The sequence below is a fragment of the Sphingopyxis panaciterrae genome, assembly GCF_011762125.1.
In the GTDB taxonomy this organism is placed as follows: Bacteria; Pseudomonadota; Alphaproteobacteria; order Sphingomonadales; family Sphingomonadaceae; genus Sphingopyxis; species Sphingopyxis panaciterrae.
The window spans coordinates 343,955-368,065 of sequence record NZ_JAASQN010000004.1 but is presented as its reverse complement, the minus strand read 5'-3'; the positions used below and the strand labels follow the sequence as shown (position 1 = coordinate 368,065).

General features: G+C 66.1%; 16 protein-coding genes. 7 read left to right on the top strand and 9 right to left on the bottom strand.

Going from position 1 to position 24,111, the window contains the following annotated elements:
* The first annotated feature begins 164 nt into the window (after nt 1–164).
* Together FHR22_RS15860 and FHR22_RS15855 are read left to right on the top strand one after the other, a co-directional pair.
* On the top strand, nt 165–2,690 hold the full coding sequence (locus FHR22_RS15860) for a YadA family autotransporter adhesin (RefSeq protein ID WP_166944568.1): 2,526 nt from the start codon (nt 165–167) through the stop codon (nt 2,688–2,690).
* Nucleotides 2,691–2,941: 251 nt separating this feature from the next.
* Nucleotides 2,942–3,496 (top strand): hypothetical protein, encoded by a 555-nt coding sequence (locus FHR22_RS15855; RefSeq protein WP_166944566.1) that lies wholly within the window; start codon nt 2,942–2,944, stop codon nt 3,494–3,496.
* Nucleotides 3,497–3,501: 5 nt separating this feature from the next.
* Here FHR22_RS15855 and FHR22_RS15850 read toward each other — a convergent pair whose 3' ends face one another.
* From FHR22_RS15850 to FHR22_RS15840, 3 genes are all read right to left on the bottom strand, one after another.
* Complete coding sequence (locus FHR22_RS15850; protein WP_166944564.1) at nt 3,502–5,967, bottom strand: LpqB family beta-propeller domain-containing protein; 2,466 nt, start codon at nt 5,965–5,967, stop codon at nt 3,502–3,504.
* Between the two features lie 17 nt (nt 5,968–5,984).
* The gene (locus FHR22_RS15845) at nt 5,985–7,952 is read right to left on the bottom strand and encodes a CocE/NonD family hydrolase (protein WP_166944562.1); all 1,968 of its coding nucleotides are present in this window, start codon (nt 7,950–7,952) and stop codon (nt 5,985–5,987) included.
* Nucleotides 7,953–8,424: 472 nt separating this feature from the next.
* A complete protein-coding gene (locus FHR22_RS15840) occupies nt 8,425–10,587 on the bottom strand; it encodes a TonB-dependent siderophore receptor (protein WP_166944560.1) in 2,163 nt (720 codons plus the stop codon).
* A 372-nt stretch (nt 10,588–10,959) separates the two neighbouring features.
* Between FHR22_RS15840 and FHR22_RS15835 the strand changes: the two genes are divergently transcribed.
* On the top strand, nt 10,960–11,343 hold the full coding sequence (locus FHR22_RS15835; protein ID WP_166944558.1) for a winged helix-turn-helix domain-containing protein: 384 nt from the start codon (nt 10,960–10,962) through the stop codon (nt 11,341–11,343).
* A gap of 9 nt (nt 11,344–11,352) precedes the next feature.
* Here FHR22_RS15835 and FHR22_RS15830 read toward each other — a convergent pair whose 3' ends face one another.
* Nucleotides 11,353–11,874 carry a homogentisate 1,2-dioxygenase gene (locus FHR22_RS15830; protein ID WP_243853758.1) on the bottom strand — a complete coding sequence of 174 codons (522 nt, stop codon included), beginning with the start codon at nt 11,872–11,874 and terminating at the stop codon, nt 11,353–11,355.
* 89 nt (nt 11,875–11,963) lie between these two features.
* Here FHR22_RS15830 and FHR22_RS15825 point away from each other — a divergent pair, with 89 nt between their 5' ends.
* Nucleotides 11,964–14,072 carry a TonB-dependent receptor plug domain-containing protein gene (locus tag FHR22_RS15825; protein ID WP_166944556.1) on the top strand — a complete coding sequence of 703 codons (2,109 nt, stop codon included), beginning with the start codon at nt 11,964–11,966 and terminating at the stop codon, nt 14,070–14,072.
* Between the two features lie 41 nt (nt 14,073–14,113).
* Nucleotides 14,114–14,605 carry an MgtC/SapB family protein gene (locus FHR22_RS15820; RefSeq protein ID WP_166944554.1) on the top strand — a complete coding sequence of 164 codons (492 nt, stop codon included), beginning with the start codon at nt 14,114–14,116 and terminating at the stop codon, nt 14,603–14,605.
* Here FHR22_RS15820 and FHR22_RS15815 read toward each other — a convergent pair.
* The 5 genes from FHR22_RS15815 to FHR22_RS15795 all read right to left on the bottom strand — a co-directional run bounded on the left by FHR22_RS15815 (nt 14,602) and on the right by FHR22_RS15795 (nt 21,015).
* Nucleotides 14,602–15,450 (bottom strand): HTD2 family dehydratase, encoded by an 849-nt coding sequence (locus FHR22_RS15815; protein ID WP_166944552.1) that lies wholly within the window; start codon nt 15,448–15,450, stop codon nt 14,602–14,604. The two genes, FHR22_RS15820 and FHR22_RS15815, sit on opposite strands and share 4 nt — an antisense overlap.
* Nucleotides 15,450–17,045 carry an acyl-CoA dehydrogenase family protein gene (locus FHR22_RS15810; RefSeq protein ID WP_166944550.1) on the bottom strand — a complete coding sequence of 532 codons (1,596 nt, stop codon included), beginning with the start codon at nt 17,043–17,045 and terminating at the stop codon, nt 15,450–15,452. Before FHR22_RS15810 ends, FHR22_RS15815 begins: the two co-directional genes overlap by 1 nt.
* Nucleotides 17,046–17,163: 118 nt before the next feature.
* A complete protein-coding gene (locus FHR22_RS15805) occupies nt 17,164–18,393 on the bottom strand; it encodes an acetyl-CoA C-acetyltransferase (protein ID WP_166944548.1) in 1,230 nt (409 codons plus the stop codon).
* A gap of 132 nt (nt 18,394–18,525) precedes the next feature.
* The gene (locus FHR22_RS15800; protein ID WP_166944546.1) at nt 18,526–19,722 is read right to left on the bottom strand and encodes a CoA transferase; all 1,197 of its coding nucleotides are present in this window, start codon (nt 19,720–19,722) and stop codon (nt 18,526–18,528) included.
* Nucleotides 19,723–19,839: 117 nt separating this feature from the next.
* Nucleotides 19,840–21,015 carry an acyl-CoA dehydrogenase family protein gene (locus FHR22_RS15795; protein ID WP_243853757.1) on the bottom strand — a complete coding sequence of 392 codons (1,176 nt, stop codon included), beginning with the start codon at nt 21,013–21,015 and terminating at the stop codon, nt 19,840–19,842.
* Nucleotides 21,016–21,125: 110 nt separating this feature from the next.
* Here FHR22_RS15795 and FHR22_RS15790 point away from each other — a divergent pair, with 110 nt between their 5' ends.
* Together FHR22_RS15790 and FHR22_RS15785 are read left to right on the top strand one after the other, a co-directional pair.
* Entirely contained in the window at nt 21,126–21,851 is a 726-nt protein-coding gene (locus FHR22_RS15790; protein WP_341786638.1) for an IclR family transcriptional regulator, read from the top strand.
* A 65-nt stretch (nt 21,852–21,916) separates the two neighbouring features.
* Nucleotides 21,917–23,779 (top strand): DUF885 domain-containing protein, encoded by a 1,863-nt coding sequence (locus tag FHR22_RS15785; RefSeq protein WP_208417739.1) that lies wholly within the window; start codon nt 21,917–21,919, stop codon nt 23,777–23,779.
* Nucleotides 23,780–24,111 lie beyond the last annotated feature (332 nt).

Sequence of the window (24,111 nt, the reverse complement as noted above, 5' to 3'; positions counted from 1 at the left end):
CGCTCTCGCAGTAAACCCACATGGATAGGTGGGGGGCACCCACATGCTCATGTGGGGCGTGGCCGCCCCCATCCGCGCTAACCGCATCGCAGGGTCAGCCATTCGGGGGCAGCGAACCGCACCAATCAGAACGGCGCTTTCCTCCTTTCACGGGAGCAATGAACATGACGAACACCAAGCGATTTTTCACCGCCGCCGCGCCATTGGCACTGGCCACCTCCTTGCTCGTGCCCGGCGTTGCCCATGCCGATCCGACGCCCGAATGCAACATAGGGGATCCGCTGGCACCCAGTTCGACCGAATGCGGCGTCGACGCCACCGTCACCAATGCGGATGGCACGCGCGTCGCGGTGGAAGCGACGGCTGTCGGTTCCAACACCCGGGCGAGTGGTGACGGCAGCAGCGCGGTTGGTTACAAGGCCATGGCAACCACGAAAAATTCCGTCGCGGTGGGCACCAGCGCCCTGACCTATGCGGATGGCGCAACGGCGCTGGGCGCCGGCGCTGTCGTTGACGTCGTGGGTTCGACCAAATTGAACCCCAATCCCGATGGCCTTCCCGACATAGTGGACGCAAGCGTCGCCGTCGGCTATCGCGCGCAGGCCGATGGTCATCGCACCGTCGTGATCGGCGGCAACGCGCGCGCCGGCGGGACATTGTTCGAACCGGCGATTGAACCTGACGACGCAACCGCCGTCGGTTCCACCAGCCTGATTCTCTCCGACAGAAGCACCGCGATTGGTGCATTTTCACAGGCAGGCGCCGGGGATGACACGCAAACCGACGCCACCGCAGCAGGTTTTCTGGCCAAGGCCAACGCGCGGAACGCCACGGCGCTCGGCAGCAACGCGGCAGCCTCAGCGACCGATGCCGTCGCGCTTGGCGGTGGGGCCAATGCCTCCCAGAGCAATTCCGTAGCACTCGGCGCCAATTCCGGCACCGTGCGTGGCGCGGTGGCCAGCTACACGGCCTTTGGTTTGGCTGATCCGCAATCGTCGGTTGGCGAAGTTTCGGTCGGCGGCGATACGGGAGCCGGAAACAATTATCGTCAGATCACCAATGTGGCTGCCGGCAATGACGATCATGACGCCGCAACGGTGGGGCAGCTCAAAGGCGCTATCGCGTCAGCGGCCAACCCTTATGTCAAAGTCAACAGCACGGGCGCCGCGGCAGTCGCTTTTGGCGGCAATTCCATCGCGATCGGCCAGGATGCGTCGGTCAGTCATGCCGACGGCGTTGCTGTCGGCCGCGAGAGCAAGGTGACCGGCGAATATGGTGTCGCGCTGGGACTGAGTGCAGAGGCGACCAATTTCGGGGTCTCGATCGGCGCGCAGAGTAAAGCAGGATTTTTCGGCACGGCGTTGGGCTATGCCGCGACATCGGGGACGTCCAGCACCGCCGTCGGCAATGGCGTCAAAGCGCCCGGAAATGCCAGCACGGCGACGGGCGGATATAACTCCAATATTTTCTCCTACACCACGGCTTCCGGGGATTTCAGCGCTGCCTATGGTGCCGGCAGCCTGGCGAAAGGGAATGATAGTAGTGCCTTTGGCGCGGCAAGCGTGGCCAACGGCGTTGGCAGTGTCGCCACCGGCCATGCCGCCAGAGCGAATAACCGCGATTCCATCGCCGTGGGTAATAATGCCGAGGCAACCCAGGATTTCGCGACCGCGATCGGGGCAAGCAGCCACGCCACCGCGATCAACAGCGTCGCATTGGGCAATGGATCGGTGGCGGACCAGGCCAATAGTGTCTCGGTCGGGCTGGTCGGCGGCGAACGCCGCATCGTCAACGTCGCCGCCGGGACAGACGCGACCGATGCGGTGAACAAGGCGCAGCTCGATATTGTGGATGCGAAGGCAACCGCTGCGCAGACCACCGCCAATTCCGCGCTGGCGATCGCGAATGCCGGTGCCGGCAGCGCCACCGCGGCGCAGGCGACCGCCGATGCAGCGATCGCGAATGCGGCGGCGGCGCAAACGACCGCCAATAGCGCGCGGACCGAAGCCGCGGCGGCGCAGGGCACGGCGAACACTGCGCTGGTCAATGCCGCGACAGCACAGACCACGGCGAACACAGCCCGAACCGAGGCCGCGGCGGCGCAGGGCACGGCGAACACCGCATTGGCGAATGCGGCGACGGCCCAAACCACGGCCGACACGGCGCGTACGGAGGCTGCCGCGGCCCAGACGACGGCGACGGGTGCCGCCGCAGATGCCAGCGCCGCTCTGGCCCAGAATGTCGTGCAGGACGGGCGGATCACCGCCGTGGAGGATGTCAACACGGCGCAGAATACGCAGATTTCGGCGGTGCAGACGGTCAACACGACCCAGAACGGCCGGCTCGCGTCGCTCGAAACGATAACCTCGACCGCAATCCCGGCGTTACAGGCGCTGACCGCCACGCATAGCGCCCAGATCGGTGAGCTCTATGCGATCACCAACCGTGACCGCCGCGAGGCGCAGCGCGGCACCGCCGCCGCCGTTGCCTTGACCGCCGCGCCGATGCCTTCCGAGCCAGGAAAGACGAGCTATACTTTCAACCTTGCTACTTTTCGCGGCGAGCAGGCGATCGGCGCGTCGATCGCCCATCGTTTCGATACGGGAGCGCCCCTGGCCTTTACCGCCGGCGTTTCCTACGCGGGCAGCAGCAACACCGCCGTGCGGGTCGGTGTAGCCGGCGAATTCTAGGGTCACGCCGGCGTGAAATAATCTCCGATACGGCGGCGCGGGGCCGATCAGCAACCACGTCGCCGGATCGGAGATATTTCCTACCGCCATTTTTACGATGCGGGACGAGGGGAGCGAGCCGCAAACCGGCTTGTTCCCATTCTCGCCCGACGGGCGAAAGCGGGTCGCTATCGTGCGGACCGACGGGGCCGCGGGCCCATTTCAGTGCGGAAAAGACGGCAATCATGCCGGGGGTGTCGAAGGATGATGGCATGAGGAAGAGCATGATATTTGCGTTCGGCGCCCCGCTGGCGCTCGTCGCCTGTGGGGGGCCGCAGGGCGATGACAAGAATGAAAAACCGGCGGCTATGACATCGGGACGGGATGCGGGCTGGGATGCGACCGATGCGTGCAAGCTGCTCGACAAGGCGGTACTTGGCGCGGTGCTTGGCGATGCGGTTACCGAGACGAGCCTTGCCTTCGTCCATCAGCCAACCCCGGTCGAAGCGGCGACGTCGGAATGCACCTACCGGTTGAAGGGCGGTGGCACCGCAACGCTCATGGCGCGCCGCTCACCCATCGCGGACAACACGCCCGAGGCGATCGCGCAGGCGCGCAAAACAACCGAATCGACCATGCGCGCTTTCAGCGACAAATCGGTCGAGGATGTTCCGCATCTTGGCAAGGCGGCGTTTTTCGTACCCGGGATCAACCAGATGAACGTCTTCCTCGACGACCAGAGATTTCTGATCCTGACATTGGGAACGGCGCCCGATGATCGCGTGAGGGATATTGCCGCCGATCTGGTGAGGATGGCGGCCGGTTAGCAAGATCAGTTCCGCAAGGCTTCGAGCCGGGCGCGGGCTTCGGCGAAGCGGGCTTTCAGGCGCGTACCGGTGCCGTCGGGATAGCCGGCTTCCAGTCGCTTTTCGCCCACGGTCGTCATCCAGCGCAGCAGGTCGTTGGCCGCGCCGCGCGCCGCAGCGGGGTCGGTGCTGCCGATCCGGCCCAGCCAGACGGGTGCACTGTGCGCGAACGGCTGGCCATCCTGGATGGGCCAGCTTGCCGCGCCGCCATGGACGCGGGCGGCGACCCAGCCGCCGGCGGGCACGTCGAGCTTGCCCGAATAGGTCCGTTTTCCGGGTGCGGACAGACCCTTGCCGCTCCACGCGACGCGGCCGTTGACCAGAATTTCGACGGTTTCGACCGCGGTCGGCGAGAAGAGGTCGAGCGACCAGTCGATCGATTTCGCGCCGCCCGCGATCGCGCCGCCAGGGCCGATCCCTGCGGCGGTGAAGTCGATCATCGGGCCGGTGGTGACAAAGCTTCGCCCCTTGCGGACCGCATCGAGGAAGCTCGTCATGCTGACGGGGCCATCGGGCTTTGCGTACACGCGGGTCGCGCCGATCGCGAGCATGCGGTGGATATTCTGCATCGTGTCGCTGCCCGCCGACGGCGCGATCGGCAGGCCAAGGTTGAGCAGCCGGTACCAGAGCTGGCTGGTGCCGAGCTCGTCGCTCCACACGCAGGCAAGCTCGATCGCATCGACGTCGCCCAGCACCGCGTCGGGCACCAGTCCCAGCGGAAAGCCGCCCGGATCGCCGTTGGCGGGAAAGGGATCGCTGCCGACCACCGGGTGGACATAGATATTGAGCCCGCCATGCGCGCGGGTGAAACGGAGCACGTCGGCGTTGGTCACTTCGCTCTGCGCGCGGACCGGATAGGTCGGGCCGAAGAACCAGGGATCGAATTGCGCGTCGGCACCGATGACGCCGATATGCCCCAGATAATGCGCGCGCACTTCCTGCGAGACGCGGATCAGCGGCAGTTCGGTGCGCTGCCAGCCCCACCATTTGGCGTCGACCTGCTGCGTCTGGAGATTGGCGAGCTGCGGCGTCGCCACATCGAGCGCCTCGGCGCGCATCATGGTGACGAGGTCGCCGGGCTCGAGCTGGTAGGGGCCGCCGTAGTTGAGATGATTGTGGAGGTCGCCCGAATACCAGCCGCGCGCCGCGGCATCGAAGCCGGTGCCGGGCAGGTCGAGGTCGATCGTCACCTCGTCGCCCGCGCGGACCTGCCGCGTTGCTTCGGCCACCCCGTCGAAGCCGTGCGTGGCGCTGAGCCTGATCGCGCCGGCGGGCACATCGAGCGTTACCGCGCCGGGCGAATGAACGAAGATGCGGTCATGCTGGAAATCGAAATAGGCGAGGCCGGTTGCCGGGACGGCGGGATGGCCTTGGCCGTCGACTATCGCGAGCCGCGCCGGCGTCAATTGCCCGGCCTGCCGGGTGCGGATCGTGACGCGCGCGGTGCGCTCGCCCAGATCCCAGTCGAGCGGAGTCATATCCTCAAGGCCGCCGCCGTTGGCGGAGGAACGATAAAGCGTAAACTGCTTGTCGCGGTTCGGTTGGACGAACCACAGCCAGCCGTCCGCCGACCAGCTTGGCGCGAGTGGATAGGTCGCATCATTTGCGACGCGGATCGTATCGCTGCCGTCGGCATCGAGGGTGATCAGTTTCAGCCGGTCGCCGTCGGGGGTCGCGATGGCGAGCGAGCGGCCGTCGGGCGAGGCCGCGATCCGGAGCTGCGGCGCCATGCCCGCGGAATGAAGCGTCCGGCGCTGGCCGTCGGCGAGTGAGACGGTCGACACCGCGTCGCTGAAAAATTTCGCGCGATCGACAAAGGCGAGCGCGGTGCCGCCCTTGATCGGCCGGGGACCGAGTTCCTGGCCGACATCGGTGGTGAGGCGGGTCTTGGCGCCGGTCGCGAGATCGATCCGCCACAGGTCGAAATCGCCCGCTTCGGCCGAGCTGTAGAACAGCGATTTGCCATCGGGAGCGAAAGCGGGGTCAAGGTCGAGCGCCGGGCTGGCCACCAGCACCCGTTCCTTGCCCGTCGCGACGTCGACGAGGACGATGTTGGTGTCGCGGCCGCTGTCGCGCACGAAGGCGATCTGCCTGCCGTCGGTCGACCAGGCCGGCCGCGAATCGATCTGGGCGCCGCGCGTGAGCCGCCGGGCCTGGCGCGTCGCGACATCCATCGTCCACAGCCAGCCCTTGGCGGCGAACGCGACGACGCGCCCATCGGGCGATGGCGCGGGGTCGGTCGGGCTCGCCGCGAAGGTCGGCAGATTATAGGCCTCCAGATAGAGCTGGTGGCCGGCATTCTTCCCGGTATTCTGGACTTCGGGATATCGGCTGGTCCATTGTCCCTGCGCCGGCACCGCCGCGAGAAGGCACAGCGATAGGGCGAGCGAGCGGCGGGCGGCGCGGCGCCCCGGCTTTCCTTGACCGGCCAACTGCTATCCCTCCGCGCTTATCGTGCCATCGCGGCGGACTGGTCGACGGGGACGACCGGCAGCCACACCTTGCTGCCGTTCGCGCCGCGTTCGAGCGTGATCGTCGCGGCCTTATAGTCGCCCTTCTTCGCGTTGAAGATGTTGGGGACATAGGTTTGCGGGTTGCGGTCGTAGAGCGGGAACAGGCTCGACTGGACCTGGATCATGATGCGGTGCCCCGGCTGGAAGACATGGTTCACCGTCGGCAGGCGGAACTTGTATTTTTGCACCTTGCCCGCCGGGATCGGCGAAGGGTCCGAAAAACTGTCGCGGTAGCGGCCGCGGAAGATGTCGAGCGCGATCGCGAGCTGATAGCCGCCCATGGTGGGATTGCTGGCGCTTTCCTGCGGGAAGACGTCGATCACCTTGACCACGAAATCGCCATCGGTGCCCGTCGTGCGCGCGAGGATTTCGGCGATCGGCGCGCCCGAGACGCGCACCGGTGCGGTGAGCACCTCGCTGCGATAGGTCATCACATCGGGGCGCCCGTCGACGCTGCGCTGGTCGCTGACCAGCCAGGTCGGCCATTCGGGGGTATAGACCGAACGCTGCATGCTGAACGGACGCGGCAGGAACGGCACCGGCTTGGCGGGATCGGAGACATAGCTGTCGCTGCCCGCCGGCCCCGCCTGGAAGCCGAGCCCGCCGTCGGCGGCGAGGTAGATCGGGGTCAGTGGCGAAGGGCAGCCCTTCTCGCAGGCGAGCGGCCAGGTCGTCAGCTTTTCCCAGCGATCCTCGCCGGTGTTATAGACCGTCGCGACCGGCATGTTCGACGGCGGGCCGTCCTTCAGATGCTCGTTGAAGAAGGGCAGCACCATGCGCTTCCAATAATGTTCGACCGTGTCGCCGTCCCAGTTGAGCGGGCCGAGGCTGCGGCCGCCGGTGGCGCGGTTGACCTGGCTGTGCGACCAGGGGCCGAGGATCAAATGGTTGTTGCCGGTCTTGCCCGCGGCGCGCAGCGCCTCGAACGAGCGGATCGCGCCATAGCCGTCCTCCTGGTCCCAGATCGGGTGGACCCACAGGGTCGGCACGTCCGACGGATTGGCGGCGAGCAGCTTGTCGACCCCCTGTCCCGACCAGTTCGCGCTATATTCGGGGTTGGCGATCACGCGCTTGAACGCCGGTAGCTGGTCGAAACCGCGCGCCCGCGCCCAGTCGCCCGCCGATCCGGCCTCGCGGAACACGTCATAATCGTCGCCGCCGCCGTGCGACGGCGACGCGGCAAAGCCTTTTTCGCCCGACTGCATCGCGACGAAGCCGAGCATCAACTGGCGAAAGGCGCCATAATGGAACCAGTCGTCGCCCATCCAGCCGTCGATGATCGGGCTTTCGGGCGCCGCCGCCCGCAGCGCCGGGTGCGGATTGAGCAGCGCCATCGCGGTGGTATAGCCCTCGTAAGACGAGCCGATCATGCCGACGCGGCCGTTGCTTTCGGGCAGGTTCGCCTTGTTCACCAGCCAGTCGATGGTGTCATAGGCGTCGGTCGAATGGTCGACCCCGGTCTTGTTGAGCGGGCCGGCGACGGGCATGATCATCGTATAATCGCCCTCCGACCCGAACTTGCCGCGGGTGTCCTGCCAGACGATGATATAGCCGTTCTTGACGAACTGCTCATTCTCGAACGGCAGCGCGTTGACCATCCGCGTGCTCGTCGAACGCGTCGAGCGCGCCGTCGCATTATAGGGCGTGCGGTCCATCAGGATCGGCGCGTTGGTTGCACCCTTCGGTACGATGATGATCGTCTGCAGCTTCACGCCGTCGCGCATCGGCACCATGACGACGCGCCGTTCGTAGTCGGTTCCCTCGCTTTCGGGCGAATAATGTTTCGGAATGTCGCCGCCGGGTTGCACGACCGGCACCACCTCACGCGCGCGCTGCGCATGAGCCCCGACCAGCGGCGAAAGCGTCAGCACGAGCGTCAGCGCGGCGAGCGACTTTTTTATCATATCCTGCCCCATCTTTTTCCTGAAGGTCCGAGAATGGTCCGTCCAAGGAAAGTTGCAAGGCTGATTGATCTGATGCAAAGGCTAAGAAAAATTAGGTCTTTTTGAGGCGTGCCGGTTGCGGGCCGACGGTCGCGATGGCGGTTTTGGGGTGGGGAGCTGCCATTCGCTAACCATCCATAACCGTCGCCCCCGCGAAGGCGGGGGCCGCAATCGGCCGAGCGCAAGGTTGCCAGCGGCCCCCGCCTTCGCGGGGGCGACGGTTATTTAGCTAGCGTCCGCTACCGGCCGGTTGTTGCCCTTTTTCAGTCATCCCGGGCTTGACCCGGGATCCCGCTTTTTTGAGGGTAACGCAGGTTTCGACGTCCAGCGGGACCCCGGATCAAGTCCGGGGTGACGACGAAGGGAACGGCAGCTTCCGGCCGAAAGCCGGCGTTCCTTCGCTGCCGCCTTCGGCAGGAGTGCGCCGGACCCGCTACCAGTCGATCCGCACGCTCAGCGAGCCATTCCTCGCCTCGCCGATGTTGCCGAGGCCCCAATATTTCTTGTTGAAGAGATTGTTCAGATTGCCGGTGAAGGTCACGCCCTGTCCGCCGATCTGCGTCCGGTACTGGAAGCCGGCGTTGGCGAGCGTGCGGCGGGGGATGAAAAGGCGGTTGGCGTCGTCGGTGGGCGCCTTGCCGAAATAGCGGACATTGGCGTGCAGGCTCAGCCCATCGATCCCAGCGACGGCATATTCGGCGTTGCCGGTCAGCTGCCATTTCGCCGCTTGCGCGGGGATATTGCCGATATCGGGGGAGGGCGTGCCGTCAGCGGTTTCCGACAGCTTGCGCAAGCTGGGGTCGAGGCGGATCACGCCCGCACCCAGTTTCAGGTCGCGGCCGATCCGATAGCTGGCGATGAGTTCCAGCCCCTTGTACAATGTCTCGCCGTCCTGCCGCAGATAGGGGCGATCCTCCCCCGCGACGAAGCGTTCGGCGGTATTCGCGCGTTCGACGCGGAAAGCGGCGCCGGTCAGGCTGAGTCCGTCATGCTCCACCTTGACCCCGGCTTCATATTGCCGGCTGACCGTTGGGCTCAGGATTTGGCCTGCGTTGGCATATTGGCCGCCGACGCGGCTGCCGGGTTCGAGCGATTCGACATAGCTGCCATAGATCGACGCCCAAGGCGCGGGTTTCAGGATCAGCGCGAAGGTCGGCGACAGTTTCGAGGTGCGATATCCGCCGTCCGTGGCCGGGTCGCTGTCGGTGTCGAGCAGCTTGTAACGCGTGTAGCGTCCGCCGACGATCGCCTGGACATGGTCGCCGAGGTATAAGGTGTCGCTGAGGAACAGCGCGCGCTGACGCTCGCGGGTAGGAGAGCCCTTAGTACTCCAGTCGATGTCGCGCGTGACGCGGAAGTCCTGATTCTCATAGATATTGCCGTCGAAGTCGTGGCCCCAATAGCTGTTGGCGCCAAAGTAGCTGTCGTTGACCATATAGGACGCGCCCGCGACGATCGCGTGACGCACCGGCCCGGTTTCGAATTCGCCCTGCACCATTGCCTGGACGAAATGGCTCTTGTCGAGTTCGGCGAAATTATAGGCATTGCCTTCGTAATCGCCCGCCCGGTTGACCATATTGACGAACATCTTGTTCGAATGATGCAGCTTGCTGGTGTAGCCGTAGGTGAGCTTCGCCTTCCAGCCATCGGCAAAGCGCCAGTCGACCCCGGTCGCGGTCGCGAGCGTGCGCGCCTTGTAATAGCTGTTGTCGACGTTGAGCTTGTCATAATCGTAGGTGGGTTTCGGCAGGATCGCGCCCTCATAGCCGCTCCAATAGATTTGGAAGGGCTCATGCTCCAGCTTGCTGTCTTCGTAGGTCGCGGTCGCGTACCAGTCGACATCGGGGCTTATGGCATAGGTGAGCGCCAGCGATCCGAGCCAGCGGTTCGCCCCGGCCTCGTTGTAGAGCGTGCCCTTTTCGCCCGCGATATTGATGCGGTAGCCAAGCCGTCCGTCGTCGGTCAGCGGACCACCGGCATCGACATGCGCATAGAAATCGCTCTTGGTGCGATAGCCGACCTCGGTGGTCAGCAGGGGCTCGGCGGTCGGCCGCTTGGTGCGATAGGCGATGGTGCCGCCGGGGGCGCCAAAGCCGTACATGAAACCCGACAGCCCCTTCAGCGCTTCGACGCTTTCGACCGATTCGAGCGGAAAATCGCCGCCCCAATAAAGGAGCAGCGGCACGTCATCGATATAATAGTTGCGCACGCCGAGGCCGCGGATCTGGGTGCCCCACCAGTTGGTCGTGCCTGCCGTCGCAAAGGAAAAGACCGAGGGGTCGTTAACGAAAATCTGCGCGATCGTGTTCGCCTGCCGCTTCGAAATATCCTCCTTGCCGACGACGGTGATCGAATAGGGCGTGTCGAGCAGCGATTTCGAGCCGAGCGCGCCATTGTCCGCTTCCTTATTCTGCCCTTCGCCCTGATGGAGGCCGGTGACGACGATATCGGACCGGCGCTGTTCGGCCGCGTCGCCTGCGTCCGCGGTGTCTGCCGCGCTGTCAGCCAACACGCTCTCGGCCGCATGGAGAAGGGGGGCGCCACAAAGCAACGCCGCGACGGCGGCGGAAAGGCGAAGAGCAGGCTTGATGGTCATGGATATCCCCGAGCGATTGTCGCGCGGCCGCTATCGTTTCAGCTATTGCAAGTCAATCGCAATTGTAGATTTTTGCGAAACGGATCAGCTTCTTGGCGAGGCCGCGGGCCGGGCCGCTTGGACTCGCCGTGCTGCTGCGATATCAGGGTATGATGATTTTACTCCGCCTCGTCATTGCGAGGACCCCGGACTTGATCCGGGGGACGCGGCAATCCAGAGCATGCGTAAACCGCTCTGGATTGCTTCGCTTGCGCAACGCGCAAGTTTATCCTGAGCGCCCGCAAGGCAGTCGAAGGGCTCGCAATGACGAGATGGGGGTTAGGGTATAATCATCAGACTTTAGGTGGCGGGTTCAATGATCGGGGCGGGAATATGGTGCGGCACGGTGCGCTCAAGCTGAAGGCACAGCTATTTTGCGGCGATGAGCCGGCGATCGGCCCGGGAAAGGCCGACCTGCTCGAGGCGATCGACCGCGAAGGATCGATCTCGGCCGCGGGGCGGTCGATGGGGATGAGCTATCGCCGGTCGTGGCTGCTCGTCGACAGCATGAACCGCTGCTGGGCCGAAAGGCTGGTCGAAACGACCGCCGGGGGCGGTGCGGCGAAGGGCGCGCGGCTCACCGGTTGCGGGCGGGCGGTGCTGGACAATTATCGCGCGCTCGAACGCCGGCTGGCCGAGGCGGCGCGGCGCGGCGGGCTCGACGAATTGACCGCGCTGATCCGCGAGCAGCCATTGCCGCCGAGTCCAAAGCCCTGACGAGGAGCGTCAGGGTAGCTTGGCAACCATGACGGCGATCGACGGGGTCGCGCTCGCGGCAATCTGCAGCAGATAAGTCCCCGGGGTCAGCGAGAAATCGACCATCTTGCGAATGCCCGAGCATTGCGGCCCATGGCCATGCGCGGTCGAGGCGAGCGCGGTGCCGGCCTGTATGACATCGACCCATGCCCCGGCGCCGAGCGCGACGCGATAGTTGCCCGCGGTTTCGACGGTGAAGCCGAGCAGGCCTGCGCGGCTTTCGCCTTCGCCCGCCTTGCCGGGCGCGGCGGCGAAGTCAACGGCAGCCGCGGGTTGGAGCGATGCGTCCACGGCGCGGCCGATCGTGATCGGACCGGTTGCGGCGCCCGCAGCATCGACGGCTGCGGTCACCGCATCGCGAGTCCCCCAAGCCGCAAGTTCGGGCGGCAGCGCCGGTGCGCCGGCGGTGCAATCGGGCTCGGCGGCGAGAGCGCCGGACGACGGCGCCAGCAGCGCCAATCCGGCAAGCATGACCAAAAAGTGACGCGGCATGGCTTTTCCTCTCAGGCGACCGATGTATATGGCCGTATATAGCGATTCGCCGAAATGCAATGGCGACCGCATCGGCAAAGGGGATTTCCATGCGACTGTTTCTTCTCGTGACGACGGCGCTCGCCGCCGCGGCCCCGGCCCATGCGCAGGAAACGGACAGGCCCGCGCCGAGCGAAGACAGCGCCTTCACGCTGGGCCAGATCATCGTCACCGCGCCGCGCGCCGAGAATATCACGATCGGGACCGAGACGCTGTCGTCCGATGCCATCTACAGCTTCAACCGCAACACGCTCGACGAGGCGGTCAATCTGATGCCCGGCGTCACGGCGGCGAACAGCGGCGGATCGCGCAACGAGCGGCTGATCTTCGTCCGCGGCTTCGACCGCTTCCAGGTGCCGCTGTCGCTCGACGGCATCCGCGTCTACCTGCCCGCCGACAACCGGCTCGACTATGGCCGCTTCCTGACCCCCGACATCGCCGAGATCCAGGTCGCGAAGGGCTATGCCTCGGTGCTCGACGGGCCCGGAGCGATGGGCGGCGCGATCAACCTCGTCACGCGCAAGCCGACCAAGGCGCTCGAAGCCGAAGCGCGCGCGACGATCGATCTCGACCGCGATATCGACTATGCGGGCTATAATGTCTTCGCGCTGCTCGGCACGCGGCAGGACAAATTCTACGCCCAGGCATCGTATACGCGCAATTTCCGGGATCATTGGGACCTTGCCGGGGGTTACGACCCGGCGCCGGGTTCGGCCGAAGATGGCGGCGAACGCGACTTTTCGCGCACGCGCGACTGGCGGGTGAATGCGAAGGTCGGTTTCACGCCCAATGCGACGGACGAATATTCGATCAGCTACACGCGGCAGGAGGGCGCCAAAAATGCGCCGCTGCACGTGACCGACGGGGTCGGGGCGCAGCGTAACTGGAGCTGGCCCTATTGGAATATCGAGAGCATCTATTTCCTCTCGACGACGGCGCTCGGCGACCGTGGGACGCTGAAGACGCGCATCTATCGCAACACGTTCGACAATCTGCTGCAGTCGTTCAACGACAGGACCCAGACGACGCAGTCGCTCGCGCGCGCGTTCGACAGCTATTACGCCGATGAAGCGTGGGGCGGGTCGGCCGAACTGGCGGTGCAACTGACCGAAGCGGACCGCCTCACGCTGGCGGCCCATTACCGCCGCGACGAACATCGCGAGCGGCAGGACGGTTTCTACAACCGGGTGCCGACCAGCAGCGGGCCGCCGATCGCCTATAGCGAACCCTGGCAATCGACGGTCGAGGACACGTACAGCATCGCGGGCGAGAATGTCCTGGCGCTGAGTCCCGCGCTAACCCTGACGCTCGGTGCCAGTTTCGACTGGCGCGATCTTAAAAAGGCGGAGGAATATACGATTTCCTTCACCTCGCCTGCGAACTTCTTCGAATATCCGCTGGCCAACGCGTCGGCGTTCAACTGGCAGGGGCGGATCGAATATCGTCCCGACGAGGCGACGCGCCTGCATGCCAGCGTGTCGCGCCGGTCGCGTTTTCCGACGATCTTCGAACGCTTCAGCACCCAGTTCGGCACCGCGGCGTCGAACCCGGACCTGAAAGCCGAGCGGGCAACGAATTTCGAGATTGGCGGATCGCGCGATTTTGGCGGCCTCCATGCCGAGGGCGCCATCTTCTACAGCAATATCGACGATGCGATCGTGTCGGTGCGGCCCCAGGATTTCCCCGCGAATACGAGCCAGCGCCAGAATCTGGGCAATGCCGAATATTATGGCGCGGAACTGGCTTTGACCGCGCATGTCGGGCCCTCGCTCGAACTCGGTGCGAACTATACATATACGCATCGCTCGTTCGAGATCGGCGCCGGTGCGCCGGGAACCGTGATCCCGGTGTTCCGCCTGACCGACGTGCCGACGCACAAGGGTTTCGCCTATGCAAGCTGGTCGCCGTTCGGCAGCCTGACCATCGTGCCGAGCGTCGATTTCGCGTCCGACCGCACGACGCTGAGCACCGCGTCGCCGCCAGTCTATTACCGCACCGGCAGCTATGTTCAGGCGAACCTGCGCATCGACTATGCGCTGCAGGGCGGGGTCGAGATCGGGGTCGGCGCGCGCAACCTGTTCGACGACCATTATGTGCTGACCGACGGTTTCCCCGAACCCGGGCGCAGCTTCTTCGCGAGCATCCGCGCGCGATACTGAACGGGCGGAACCCTTTGCGCGCTGCGGCGCTATGATGGGCGATGGAGCTCAATGCGCCGATACTCGTCCACTGGATCGACTTCGACTTGCTGTCGCGGCTCGGCGTCGCGGCGGTGCTTGGCTTGCTGTTGGGGCTCGACCGCGAGATTCGCGGGCATGAGGCGGGGTTCCGGACGCACGGGCTGATCTGCTTTTCGGCGGCCGCGATGACGGTGTCGATCATCGCGCTTTACGCGCAGATCGGCGGGCAGCGATCCGATCCGCTGCGCATCTATGAAGCGACGGGCGCCTTTATCGGCATCATCGGCGCCGGGCTGATCGTGTTCAGCAGGGGCGAGGTGAAGAACCTTACCACCGCGGCGCATCTGTGGCTCGCGGCGGTGATCGGCATCGCGTGCGGCGCGGCGCAATGGCCGCTGGTGCTGATCGGGTCGGTGATCAGCGTCGTCATGCTGACCTTGCTGAGCTTTGTCGAGGCGCGGTGGGAGCGGCGGCGCAAGGACGAAGCACCGCCCGGCGAGGACAGACGCTAGAGCGCTGCCGAAGCCTGCATGATCTGCCGCCCGTCGGCTGCGAAGGCGCCGAGTTCGATGTTGTCGAAGGTGCCACGCAGCGTGAGGTGCAGTTCCTGGTTGCAGATCGCCGGTGAAGTACCACGAAAGCTGAATTTTTTCAGTCGGTTATCTCCGAAATGCTGCGCCGCCAGATTGAGCAGCAGCGTCGCGGTGAGCGGCCCGTGGACGACGAGGCCCGGGTAGCCCTCTGCCTCGCACGCATAGGGCAGATCATAGTGGATACGGTGGCTGTTGAAGGTCAATGCCGAGTAGCGGAACAGCAAAGCTTCCGACGGGACGAGCAGGCGGTGCGCGTCCCAGCCCGACGGGTCGAAGTTGTCACTCGCGGGCAGCGGGGCCGGTAGCGCGCCGCCGGGGGCGGGTTCGCGGAAGACGATCGACTGGATTTCGCGGATCGCCAGCTCGCCGTCGCCGTGGGTTTCATGGGCAATTTCGGCGAAGACAAGCTTGCCGGTGCCGCCCTGCTTTTCGGTGATCGAGGCGACGCGCGATGCGCGCACTATCGACCGGCCGGGGCGCAGCGGGGCGATGAATTCGACTTTGCTCGCAGCCCACATGCGGCGGGGCAGCGGGATGGGGGGCAGGAAGCTGTCGTCGCTGTCGTCACGCACCGGATGCCCGTCGGCGCCGAGCGTCGCGGTCGGCGCGTCGGGAAGGCAGAGGCACCAGTGGTACGCCTGCGCGACGCTGCCGTCGGATGGCGCGGCGCGATCGAGCGTCGCGAGCCAGCGCGCGACCGCGGCGTCGTCGATGCGGTCATGGCGCGTCTCTTCGCGGCCGATCCATGCGCTCCATTCGCTCATCAATTGCGTCCTCCGGTCAGCCCGCGCGCGATCACCTGCGCCTGAATCTCCGCCGCACCCTCGAAGATGTTGAGGATGCGCGCGTCGCAGAGCAGCCGGCTGATCTCATATTCGAGCGCATAGCCGTTGCCGCCGTGGATTTGCAACGCGGCGTCGGCATTCGACCAGGCGGCGCGCGCGCCGAGCAGCTTCGCCATGCCCGCCTCGATGTCGCAGCGCTTGCCGCTGTCCTTGGCGCGCGCGGCGGCATAGCTCAGCTCGCGCGCGGTGACGAAGTCGACAAGACTCATCGCCAGCTTGTCGGCGACGCGCGGGAAATGGACGATCGCCCTGCCGAACTGTTTGCGGTTCAGGGCATAGTCGAGCCCGAGCTCGAGCGCGCGGCGCGCGACCCCGACGGCGCGGGCGGCGGTCTGGATGCGCGCGCCCTCGAAGGTGCGCATGAGCTGTTTGAAGCCTTGCCCCTCCTCGCCGCCGAGCAACGCGTCGGCGGGTGCCGCCATCGCGTCAAATTGCAGCGCATATTCGCGCATCCCGCGATAGCCGAGCACTTCGATCTCGCTGCCCGTCATCCCGGCGGCGGGGAAGGGATCGGATTCGGTGCCGCGCGGTTTGGGGACGAGCAGCATGGACAGGCCCGCATAGCCCTTGGCGTCGGGCACGGTGCGCGCGAGCAGGGTCATCAGGTCGGAGCGCGCGGCGTGGGTGATCCAGTTCTTTGCGCCGTCGATGACCCAGCGGTCGCCGTCGCGGCGGGCGCGGGTCTGGAGCGAGCCGAGGTCGGAGCCGGTATCGGGTTCGGTGAACACCGCGGTCGGCAATATTTCGCCGCTCGCGATCTTCGGCAGCCATGCGGCCTTCTGCGCGTCGGTGCCGCCGAGGACGATCAGTTCGCCCGCGATTTCGGAGCGGGTGCCGAGCGACCCGGTCCCGATCCAGCCGCGCGACAATTCTTCGGTGACGATGCACATCACGAGTTTGCCGAGGCCGAGGCCGCCATATTCCTCGGGAATGCAGACGCCGAAGGTGCCGAGGTCGGCCATCGCCTGCACCGTCGCGTCGGGGATCAGCGTGTTGGCGAGGTGCCAGCCGTGGGCGTGGGGGATGATCGCGGCGTCGGTGAAGCGGCGATATTGCGCGCGGATCGCGTCGAGGTCGGTGTCGTGGAGCGTCTCGCTCGGCCAATGGCCGCCGGCGAGTGCGGCGGCGACCTCGGCGCGGGTCGCCGCATGATCGGCGTCGAGGAGGTTGGTGCAGGCATCGGCGAGCGTTCGCGCAGCGGCGCCGAGGCCGAGATCGGCGGGGCGGAATATCTCGTTCTGACCCATCGGCAGGCCGCCGGTGAGCTGGCCGATGCCTTCGGCGAAGGCGAGGGTAGCGATTTTGGTGTCGAGGGGGTTCGAGTCCTGGCCGGACTCGCACCACGCGAGCGTTGCTTCGAGCGCCGCGACCGTCGTCGCGACCCACGCGAAGCCATGCGCCGCGCGTTGTTCGCGGTCGATCGGCCGCGCCGCCAACCGTTCGCCGAGCGCCGCCTGCGCTGCACCGCGATAGGCCTGTGCGGCGGCAAGAGCGTTATTCAAAGTGATACGCATTGTTAGAGCTTGTCCTCTTCCCCATCGTCACCCCGGACTTGATCCGGGGTCCCGCTCAGCGACGGTGACAAGCGGGACCCCGGATCAAGTCCGGGGTGACGAGGAGGAGGGGCCTGGTTCAAGCCGCGCGCTCGAAGATCGCGGCGATGCCCTGGCCGCCGCCGATGCACATGGTTTCGAGACCGTAGCGGCCGTTGCGGCGCACCAGCTCGCGGGTCAGATTGGCGAGGATGCGCCCGCCGGTGGCGCCGATCGGATGGCCGAGCGAAATGCCCGAGCCGTTGACATTGAGAATATCGTTGCGGCTGTCGTCCTCCGACCAGCCCCAGCCTTTCAGGACGGCGAGCACCTGCGGCGCGAAGGCTTCGTTGAGTTCGACGAGGTCGATGTCGTTCCAGCCGAGGCCGCTGCGCGCGAAGAGGCGTTCGACCGCGGGGACGGGGCCGATGCCCATGCGGCTGGGGTCGCAGCCTGCGGCGGCCGAGCTGTGATACCAGGCGATGGGCGTGAGCCCGAGTTCGTCCAGCTTGTCCTCGGCGACGACAAGGCACGCGGCGGCGGCATCATTCTGCTGGCTGGCGTTACCCGCGGTGACGACGGCGCCCGGAATAGCCTTCGCTTCGAGCGGGCGCAGCTTGCCGAGCGATTCCAGCGTCGCGTCGGCGCGATAGCCCTCGTCGTGCGCGAAGACGACGGGGTCGCCCTTTTTCTGCGGCACCGATACGGGGACCAGTTCGTCGTCGAACAGCCCGTTCGCCCAAGCGGCGGCGGCGCGCTGGTGGCTGCGGACGGCATAGGCGTCGCATGCTTCGCGGCCGATATGATAATCCTTCGCCAGATTTTCGGCGGTCTCGATCATTCCGGTGATCACCCCGAAGCGTTCGACCGGCTGCGACATGACGCGGCCGCGCGTCAGCCGATCGTGGAGGGTGAGATTGCCCGCGCGGATGCCCTTTCGGATATCGGTGCTGTAATGTTCGACGTTCGACATCGATTCGACGCCGCCCGCGACGACGACATCGGACATGCCGGTCTGGACCATCATCGCGGCGTTGACGATCGCCTGCAGCCCCGAGCCGCAGCGGCGGTCGAGCTGGTAGCCGGGCACTTCGAGCGGCAGGCCGGCGGCGAGCCACGACCAGTGGCCGATGCACGGCGCCTCGCCATTGCCGTAACCCTGCGAAAAGACGACGTCATCGACGCGCGCGGGGTCGATCTTCGTCCGCTCGATCAGCGCCTTCAGGATGACGGCGCCGAGGTCGCCGGCGGTGATCGACGACAGCGCGCCGCCGAACTTGCCGACGGGGGTGCGGATCGGGGCGACGATAGCGGCGCGGCGCAGGGTCATTTGGGGTCTCCGGTTGGGGTCGTGTCGTTAAACTGCTTCGTCACCCCGGACTTGATCCGGGGTCCCGCTTTTCGACGGTGCTGAGCGGGACCCCGGATCAAGTCCGGGGTGACGATAAGGGGGGATGTGATGTCATGCGACACCGGCAATCCCCGCATCGATCAGGCGGGCGATCTGGCCCGAGGAAAGCGAAAGGCGCGAGGACAGCACTTCTTCCGTATGCTGGCCGTTGCGCGGGGCAGCGCGCGGTGGCTCGCGGTCGACCTGCGGGATGGTCGAGAAGGCGCCCGCGGCGGGATAGGCGAAGCCGCTGGGGTTTTCCGCGGCGCCGAAGATCGGGTTGTTCGCGACGAGTGCGGGGTCCTGTACGGCGTCGAGCATCGTGCGATAGGGCGAATGGACGATCCCGCCCGCGTCGAAGGCGGCGGCGAGGTCGGCATGGTCGCGCGCGGCGATGGCTGTTTCGAACAGCGGATAGAGTGCGTCGCGATGGTCGAAACGGAGGCCGTCGTCCTTGGCGAACGAGACGCCGCGCGCGGTTTCGATGCTCGCGATCGCGTCGCCGAGGTTCAGCGCCGCGATCAGATTGGCCCATTGGCGCGGGGTGACCACGACGATCATCGTCCGCTTGCCGTCGCGCGTCACGAAATCGCGCCCGAACAGGCCGTACACCGCATTGCCGACGCGCGGGCGGTTTTCGCCCGAATAAAGCATTTCGGCGATGCCGCCCAAATTGGCGACGGTGCCGATCGCGACATCGGAGAGCGGGATGCGGACTTCGCCACCTTCGCCGCTGACGCTGCGCCGCTGGATCGCCGCGAGCAGCGCGAAGGCGGCATAGGCGCCGGTGAGCAGGTCCCAGGCCGGGAGCACATGGTTGACCGGATCGGGTCCGGCGCCGGTCAGCATCGGATAGCCGACGCTGTTGTTGACCGTATAGTCGAGTGCGGGCGAGCCGTCGGCCCAGCCCATCACGCGGACGGTGATCAGGTCGGCGCGTCCTGTCGCCAGCGTGTCGTGCGAGAGGAAACCGCCGACAGGAAAGTTGGTGATGAACTGGCCGGTCGCGCGCACCAGTTCCTGCAGCAGCTCGCGCCCCTCGGGCCGGCCAAGGTCGAGCGCGACCGACTTTTTCGCGCGGTTGAGATTTTCCCAATAGAGCGAGTCGTTTTCCGCGGTCACCGGCCAGCGCCGGAAATCGGGGCCGCCGCCGATCTGGTCGACGCGGATCACCTCCGCGCCGAACTGGGCGAGGTAGAGGCCCGCGGTGGGGGAGGCGACGAAGGAGGAGGCTTCGATGATGGGGAGGCCGGAGAGGAGGTTATACATCGTCCACTCCGTCGCCCCCGCGCAGGCGGGGGCCGCTAGCGGTTTGCGCAGCGACGACGGGCAAGGCCGACAGCGGCCCCCGCCTGCGCGGGGGCGACGGGATATTCACCGCCACCCTCAATTCGCCGCCGCAAATTCGCGCAGCATATGCTTGGCGATCTGGAGCTGGAGGATCTGCGTCGTGCCTTCGTAGATGCGATAGATGCGCGCATCGCGGAAGAAACGCTCGGCGTCATATTCGGCGAGATAGCCGGCGCCGCCATAGACCTGGACGCAGGCGTCGACGACGCGGCCGCACATTTCGCTGGCGAAGACCTTGAATGCCGCGGCCTTGCGCAGGACATTCTCGCCCGCGTCGGCGCGGCGGGTGACGTCCTCCATCATGCATTCGGCGGCGTAGATGTCGATCTCGCTCTGCGCGAGCATCTGCTGGATCAGCTGGAAGTTGGCGATCGGCTCGCCGAACGCCTTGCGCTCGGTCGCATAGCGCACGGCGCTGTCGAGCGCGCGGCGGGCGTAGGCGGTGGCGGCGGCGCCGACCGACATGCGGCCGTTGTCGAGGCTCATCATTGCAAAGGCGAAACCCTTGTCGAGTTCGCCGCCGAGCAGCGCCTCGCCGCCGACGCGAACGTCGTCCATCACGATGTCGGCGATATGGCTGCCCGACTGGCCCATCTTCTTGTCCGACTTGCCGATCGTCACGCCCGGTGTGTCGAGCGGGACGATAAAGGCCGAGACATGGGCGTTCTTGGGCAGATTCTCCTTGCTCGTGCGCGCCATGATCAGCCCGACCTTCGCGAAGGGCGAATTGGTGATGTAGCGCTTGGTGCCGTTGAGTATCCAGCCGTTGTCGGTTTGCACCGCAGTCGTCTGCAGCCCCGCCGAATCCGACCCGGAGCCGGGCTCGGTCAGGCCGAAGGCGGCGATATCGCCCGCCGCGATCCGCGGCAGCCATTCGGCCTTCTGCGCGTCGGTGCCGCCATTTTTCAGCGCCGAGGCGAACATGCCGAGATTGATCGAGATGATCGAACGGAAGGCGGGCATCGCATAGCTGAGCGTGTGGATGGTCCGGACATATTGGCTGACGCTCATCCCCGCGCCACCATATTCCCCGGGGATCGTCAGCCCGAACAGGCCCATGTCGCGCATCTCGGCGAGGATGTCGGCGGGGATCGCGTCGGTCTCGATGATCGTCTGCTCGGCGGGGAGCAGGCGCTCGCGGACATAGCGCTGTAGCTGCTCGATGAACTGCTCGAAAACATCGGCGTCCATGCCGGGGCTGGAAATGCTCATGTCGGCCTCCTGTTACGGTCATAGGCCGAATAGCCGCGTTGCGGGTGATATTCAACATTGGGAATTGCTTTTTACTATAGTGAAAACTAACAGGGCGCATGACCGGTCCGGTGCGATCCGTATCCCATGCCCTGGCGATCCTGCGCCTGCTCGCCGGAACGAGCCCGTTGTCGCTGTCCGAAATCGGCCGGCTCGTCGAACTCAGCCCGTCGAGCTGTCTCAACCTGCTCAAGACGCTGGTCGAGGAAGGCGTCGTCGAGCGCGATCCGCGCGGCAAGCGATACGGGCTGGCGCCGGCGTGGGCGGCATCCGGCGCGCTTCGCGATGGCGCGGCACAGATGCTGGCCGATCGCGCGCGGCCGCTGATGGCGCAGTTCGCGCAATCGTTCGACGCCGCGGTCGGACTGTGGAAAATGGTTTCGCGCGAGCGAACCGGGCTGATCGCCCGCGCCGAGAGCGACGCCGGGATGCGCCTGCATCTGGCCGATGCGCAGCGCCAGCCGCTCGGCGGCGGCGCGGTGGGGCGCGCCCTGGCGGCGGCGCAGGGTATCGACGGGGCTGAACTGCGCCGCCGCTTCGCGCCCGTGCGCTGGCAGGCCGATCTGTCGTTCGAAACCTATGCCGGACAGGTTCGCGAGGCGGGGCGCAAGGGCTTTGCCGTCGACCAGGGTTTCGCGCACCGCGGCGTCTGCACCGTCGCGGCCGGGCTCGCGGGCGCCGGCGCGGGCTTTTGTGTGTCGGCCTCGGTCCTAGCGGTGTCGCGCAGCGCTGCGGAGGTCGAGGCGCTGGGTGCCGAACTCCTCCGGCTCGGCGCGGCGCTGACCCCCGGACGATAATCGCGCGCAATCCATTTGCGTCGGAAGCAAGGGCGAGTAACAAGCATCTGACGAAATGGGAGAATATGATGCGTTTGACCCTTGCCCTGCTGCTGTTGCCCGCCGTGCCGTTCGTTCCGTTGTCGGCGCCCGCCTTCGCGCAGGCAGCGTCGGCTGCGGCGCCCGCCTTCGCGCAGGCAGCGTCGGCTGCGGCGCCAGCCGCGACGCAGGATGCGGCACTGCTCCAGTTCCTCGACCAGGCGTTCGACGAGCGGGTGAAACTGCATCCCGAAACGCAGACGCAGCTCGGGTTCAAGACCGATTATGACCGGCTCGACGACTATACCGACGCGACGGCGGTGCGCGAACAGGCGCTGGCCGAGCGGCAGCTGAAGGACATGCGCGCGCGCTTCCGGCCCGACCAGCTCGGCGAAAGCGCGCGCGTCAGCTACCGATTGTTCGAATATGAGGTCGAACGCGAACGCGCATCGGCCCGCTTCCGCAAGCTCCGCCTGCCGGTGACCACCAACGGCAGCCCGGCGGGCGATATTCCCGTGCTGCTCATCAACAACCACAAGGTCGACAGCGTCGCCGACGCCGCGGCCTATATCGCCCGCCTGCGCGATACCGAGCGGGTGATGCGCGAGGTCACGGCGCTGATGCGCGAGCAGGCGGCCGCCGGGATCATCCCCAACAAGGTGAATTTCGCGCCCGCCCGCGCCGACGCGCGCCGCGTCATCACCGGCGCGCCCTTCGATGACGGGGCCGATTCGACGCTGCTGGCGGATTTTCGCAAGAAGGTCGGCGCGCTGGATGCGCCCGCCGCGACGAAGGAAAAGCTGATCGCCGACGCGCGTGCGGCGCTGACCGGGCCGTTCAAGCGCGGCTATGACGCGCTGTTCGCGGCGCTCGACGAGATCGAGCCGCAGTCGAAGGGCAATTTCGGCGCCTGGAGCCTGCCGGGCGGTGATGCTTATTATGCCGACCGGCTGAAAAGCTCGACCACGACCAGCCTGACCGCGGACCAGATCCACCAACTGGGCCTCGACCAGGTGGCGGCGATCCGCAAGGAGATGGAGGCGATCAAGCGCGAGGTCGGTTTCACCGGCACGCTGGAGCAATTCTTCGACAGCATCCGCACCGATCCCAAGTTCAAATATCCGAATACCGAGGCCGGCCGCGAGGAATATCTGGCCGATGCGCGCGCGGTGATCGCGTCGGTGATGGCGACGGCGCCCCGCTATTTTCGCGTCCTGCCCAAGGCGGCGCTGGAAGTGCGCGCGGTCGAGAAGTGGCGCGAGGGGACCGCGCCGACCGCCTTTTACAATCCGCCGTCGGCCGACGGGTCGCGCCCCGGCATCTATTACGTCAATCTCGTCGACATGAACCAGACGCAGAAGGTCCAGGTCGCCGGCATCGCCGCGCATGAAGGCGCGCCGGGGCATCATTTCCAGATCGCCCGCCAGCAGGAACTCGCCGGGGTTCCCAAATTCCGCAAGTTCGGCGGCTATGGCGCCTATATGGAAGGCTGGGGGCTCTATTCGGAGCGGCTGGCGGGCGAGATGGGGGTGTATAAGGACCCCTATGCCAAGTTCGGGATGCTGTCGCTCCAGGTGTGGCGCGCGATCCGGCTGGTGCTCGACACCGGCATCCATTCGAAGCGTTGGACGCGCGAGCAGGCGATCGCCTATTTCAAGGCGAATAGTTCGGTGTCGGACACCGACATCGCGCGCGAGGTCGACCGCTACTTCAACTGGCCGGGCCAGGCGACGAGCTATATGGTCGGCCAGCTCAAGATCGCCGAACTGCGCGCGCGCGCCGAACGCGAACTCGGGCCGCGCTTCGACATCCGCGATTTCCATGAAGCGGTCCTCAGCGAGGGCGCGTTGCCGCTCGACGTGCTGGAGGAGCAGGTGGGACGGTATATCGCGGCGAAGCGGAAAGGCTGATTGGCGGGGGAGCGTCTGATTGAGGCGATGATTGCGGGCCTGCGACGCGATGTTGGGTAGCGGCTGGTTGCGGCCATTCCCTTTTTCGCACCCCGGACCCTTCGACAAGCTCAGGACCGGCTTGATCCGGGGTCCCGCTTGATGCCGAAAACTGCCTGTGCCCTCAAAAAAGCGGGATCCCGGGTCAAGCCCGGGATGACGAGGTGAGGGCGGGTTTCGGCCGATTGCGTACGTTTGCATTTCCTATCCGTGTCATCCCCGCGAAAGCGGGGACCCAGGGCTGGATTGCGCAGCCCTGGGTCCCCGCTTTCGCGGGGATGACATAGATTGGG

What these genes read in the sequence shown, in the direction of transcription:
- FHR22_RS15860 (WP_166944568.1), top strand. Translation starts at nt 165, where the DNA reads ATGACGAACACCAAGCGATTTTTCACCGCCGCCGCGCCATTGGCACTG.
- FHR22_RS15855 (WP_166944566.1), top strand. Translation starts at nt 2,942, where the DNA reads ATGAGGAAGAGCATGATATTTGCGTTCGGCGCCCCGCTGGCGCTCGTC.
- FHR22_RS15845 (WP_166944562.1), bottom strand. Translation starts at nt 7,952, where the DNA reads ATGATAAAAAAGTCGCTCGCCGCGCTGACGCTCGTGCTGACGCTTTCG.
- FHR22_RS15840 (WP_166944560.1), bottom strand. Translation starts at nt 10,587, where the DNA reads ATGACCATCAAGCCTGCTCTTCGCCTTTCCGCCGCCGTCGCGGCGTTG.
- FHR22_RS15835 (WP_166944558.1), top strand. Translation starts at nt 10,960, where the DNA reads ATGGTGCGGCACGGTGCGCTCAAGCTGAAGGCACAGCTATTTTGCGGC.
- FHR22_RS15830 (WP_243853758.1), bottom strand. Translation starts at nt 11,874, where the DNA reads ATGCCGCGTCACTTTTTGGTCATGCTTGCCGGATTGGCGCTGCTGGCG.
- FHR22_RS15825 (WP_166944556.1), top strand. Translation starts at nt 11,964, where the DNA reads ATGCGACTGTTTCTTCTCGTGACGACGGCGCTCGCCGCCGCGGCCCCG.
- FHR22_RS15820 (WP_166944554.1), top strand. Translation starts at nt 14,114, where the DNA reads ATGGAGCTCAATGCGCCGATACTCGTCCACTGGATCGACTTCGACTTG.
- FHR22_RS15815 (WP_166944552.1), bottom strand. Translation starts at nt 15,450, where the DNA reads ATGAGCGAATGGAGCGCATGGATCGGCCGCGAAGAGACGCGCCATGAC.
- FHR22_RS15810 (WP_166944550.1), bottom strand. Translation starts at nt 17,045, where the DNA reads ATGCGTATCACTTTGAATAACGCTCTTGCCGCCGCACAGGCCTATCGC.
- FHR22_RS15805 (WP_166944548.1), bottom strand. Translation starts at nt 18,393, where the DNA reads ATGACCCTGCGCCGCGCCGCTATCGTCGCCCCGATCCGCACCCCCGTC.
- FHR22_RS15800 (WP_166944546.1), bottom strand. Translation starts at nt 19,722, where the DNA reads ATGTATAACCTCCTCTCCGGCCTCCCCATCATCGAAGCCTCCTCCTTC.
- FHR22_RS15795 (WP_243853757.1), bottom strand. Translation starts at nt 21,015, where the DNA reads ATGAGCATTTCCAGCCCCGGCATGGACGCCGATGTTTTCGAGCAGTTC.
- FHR22_RS15785 (WP_208417739.1), top strand. Translation starts at nt 21,917, where the DNA reads ATGATGCGTTTGACCCTTGCCCTGCTGCTGTTGCCCGCCGTGCCGTTC.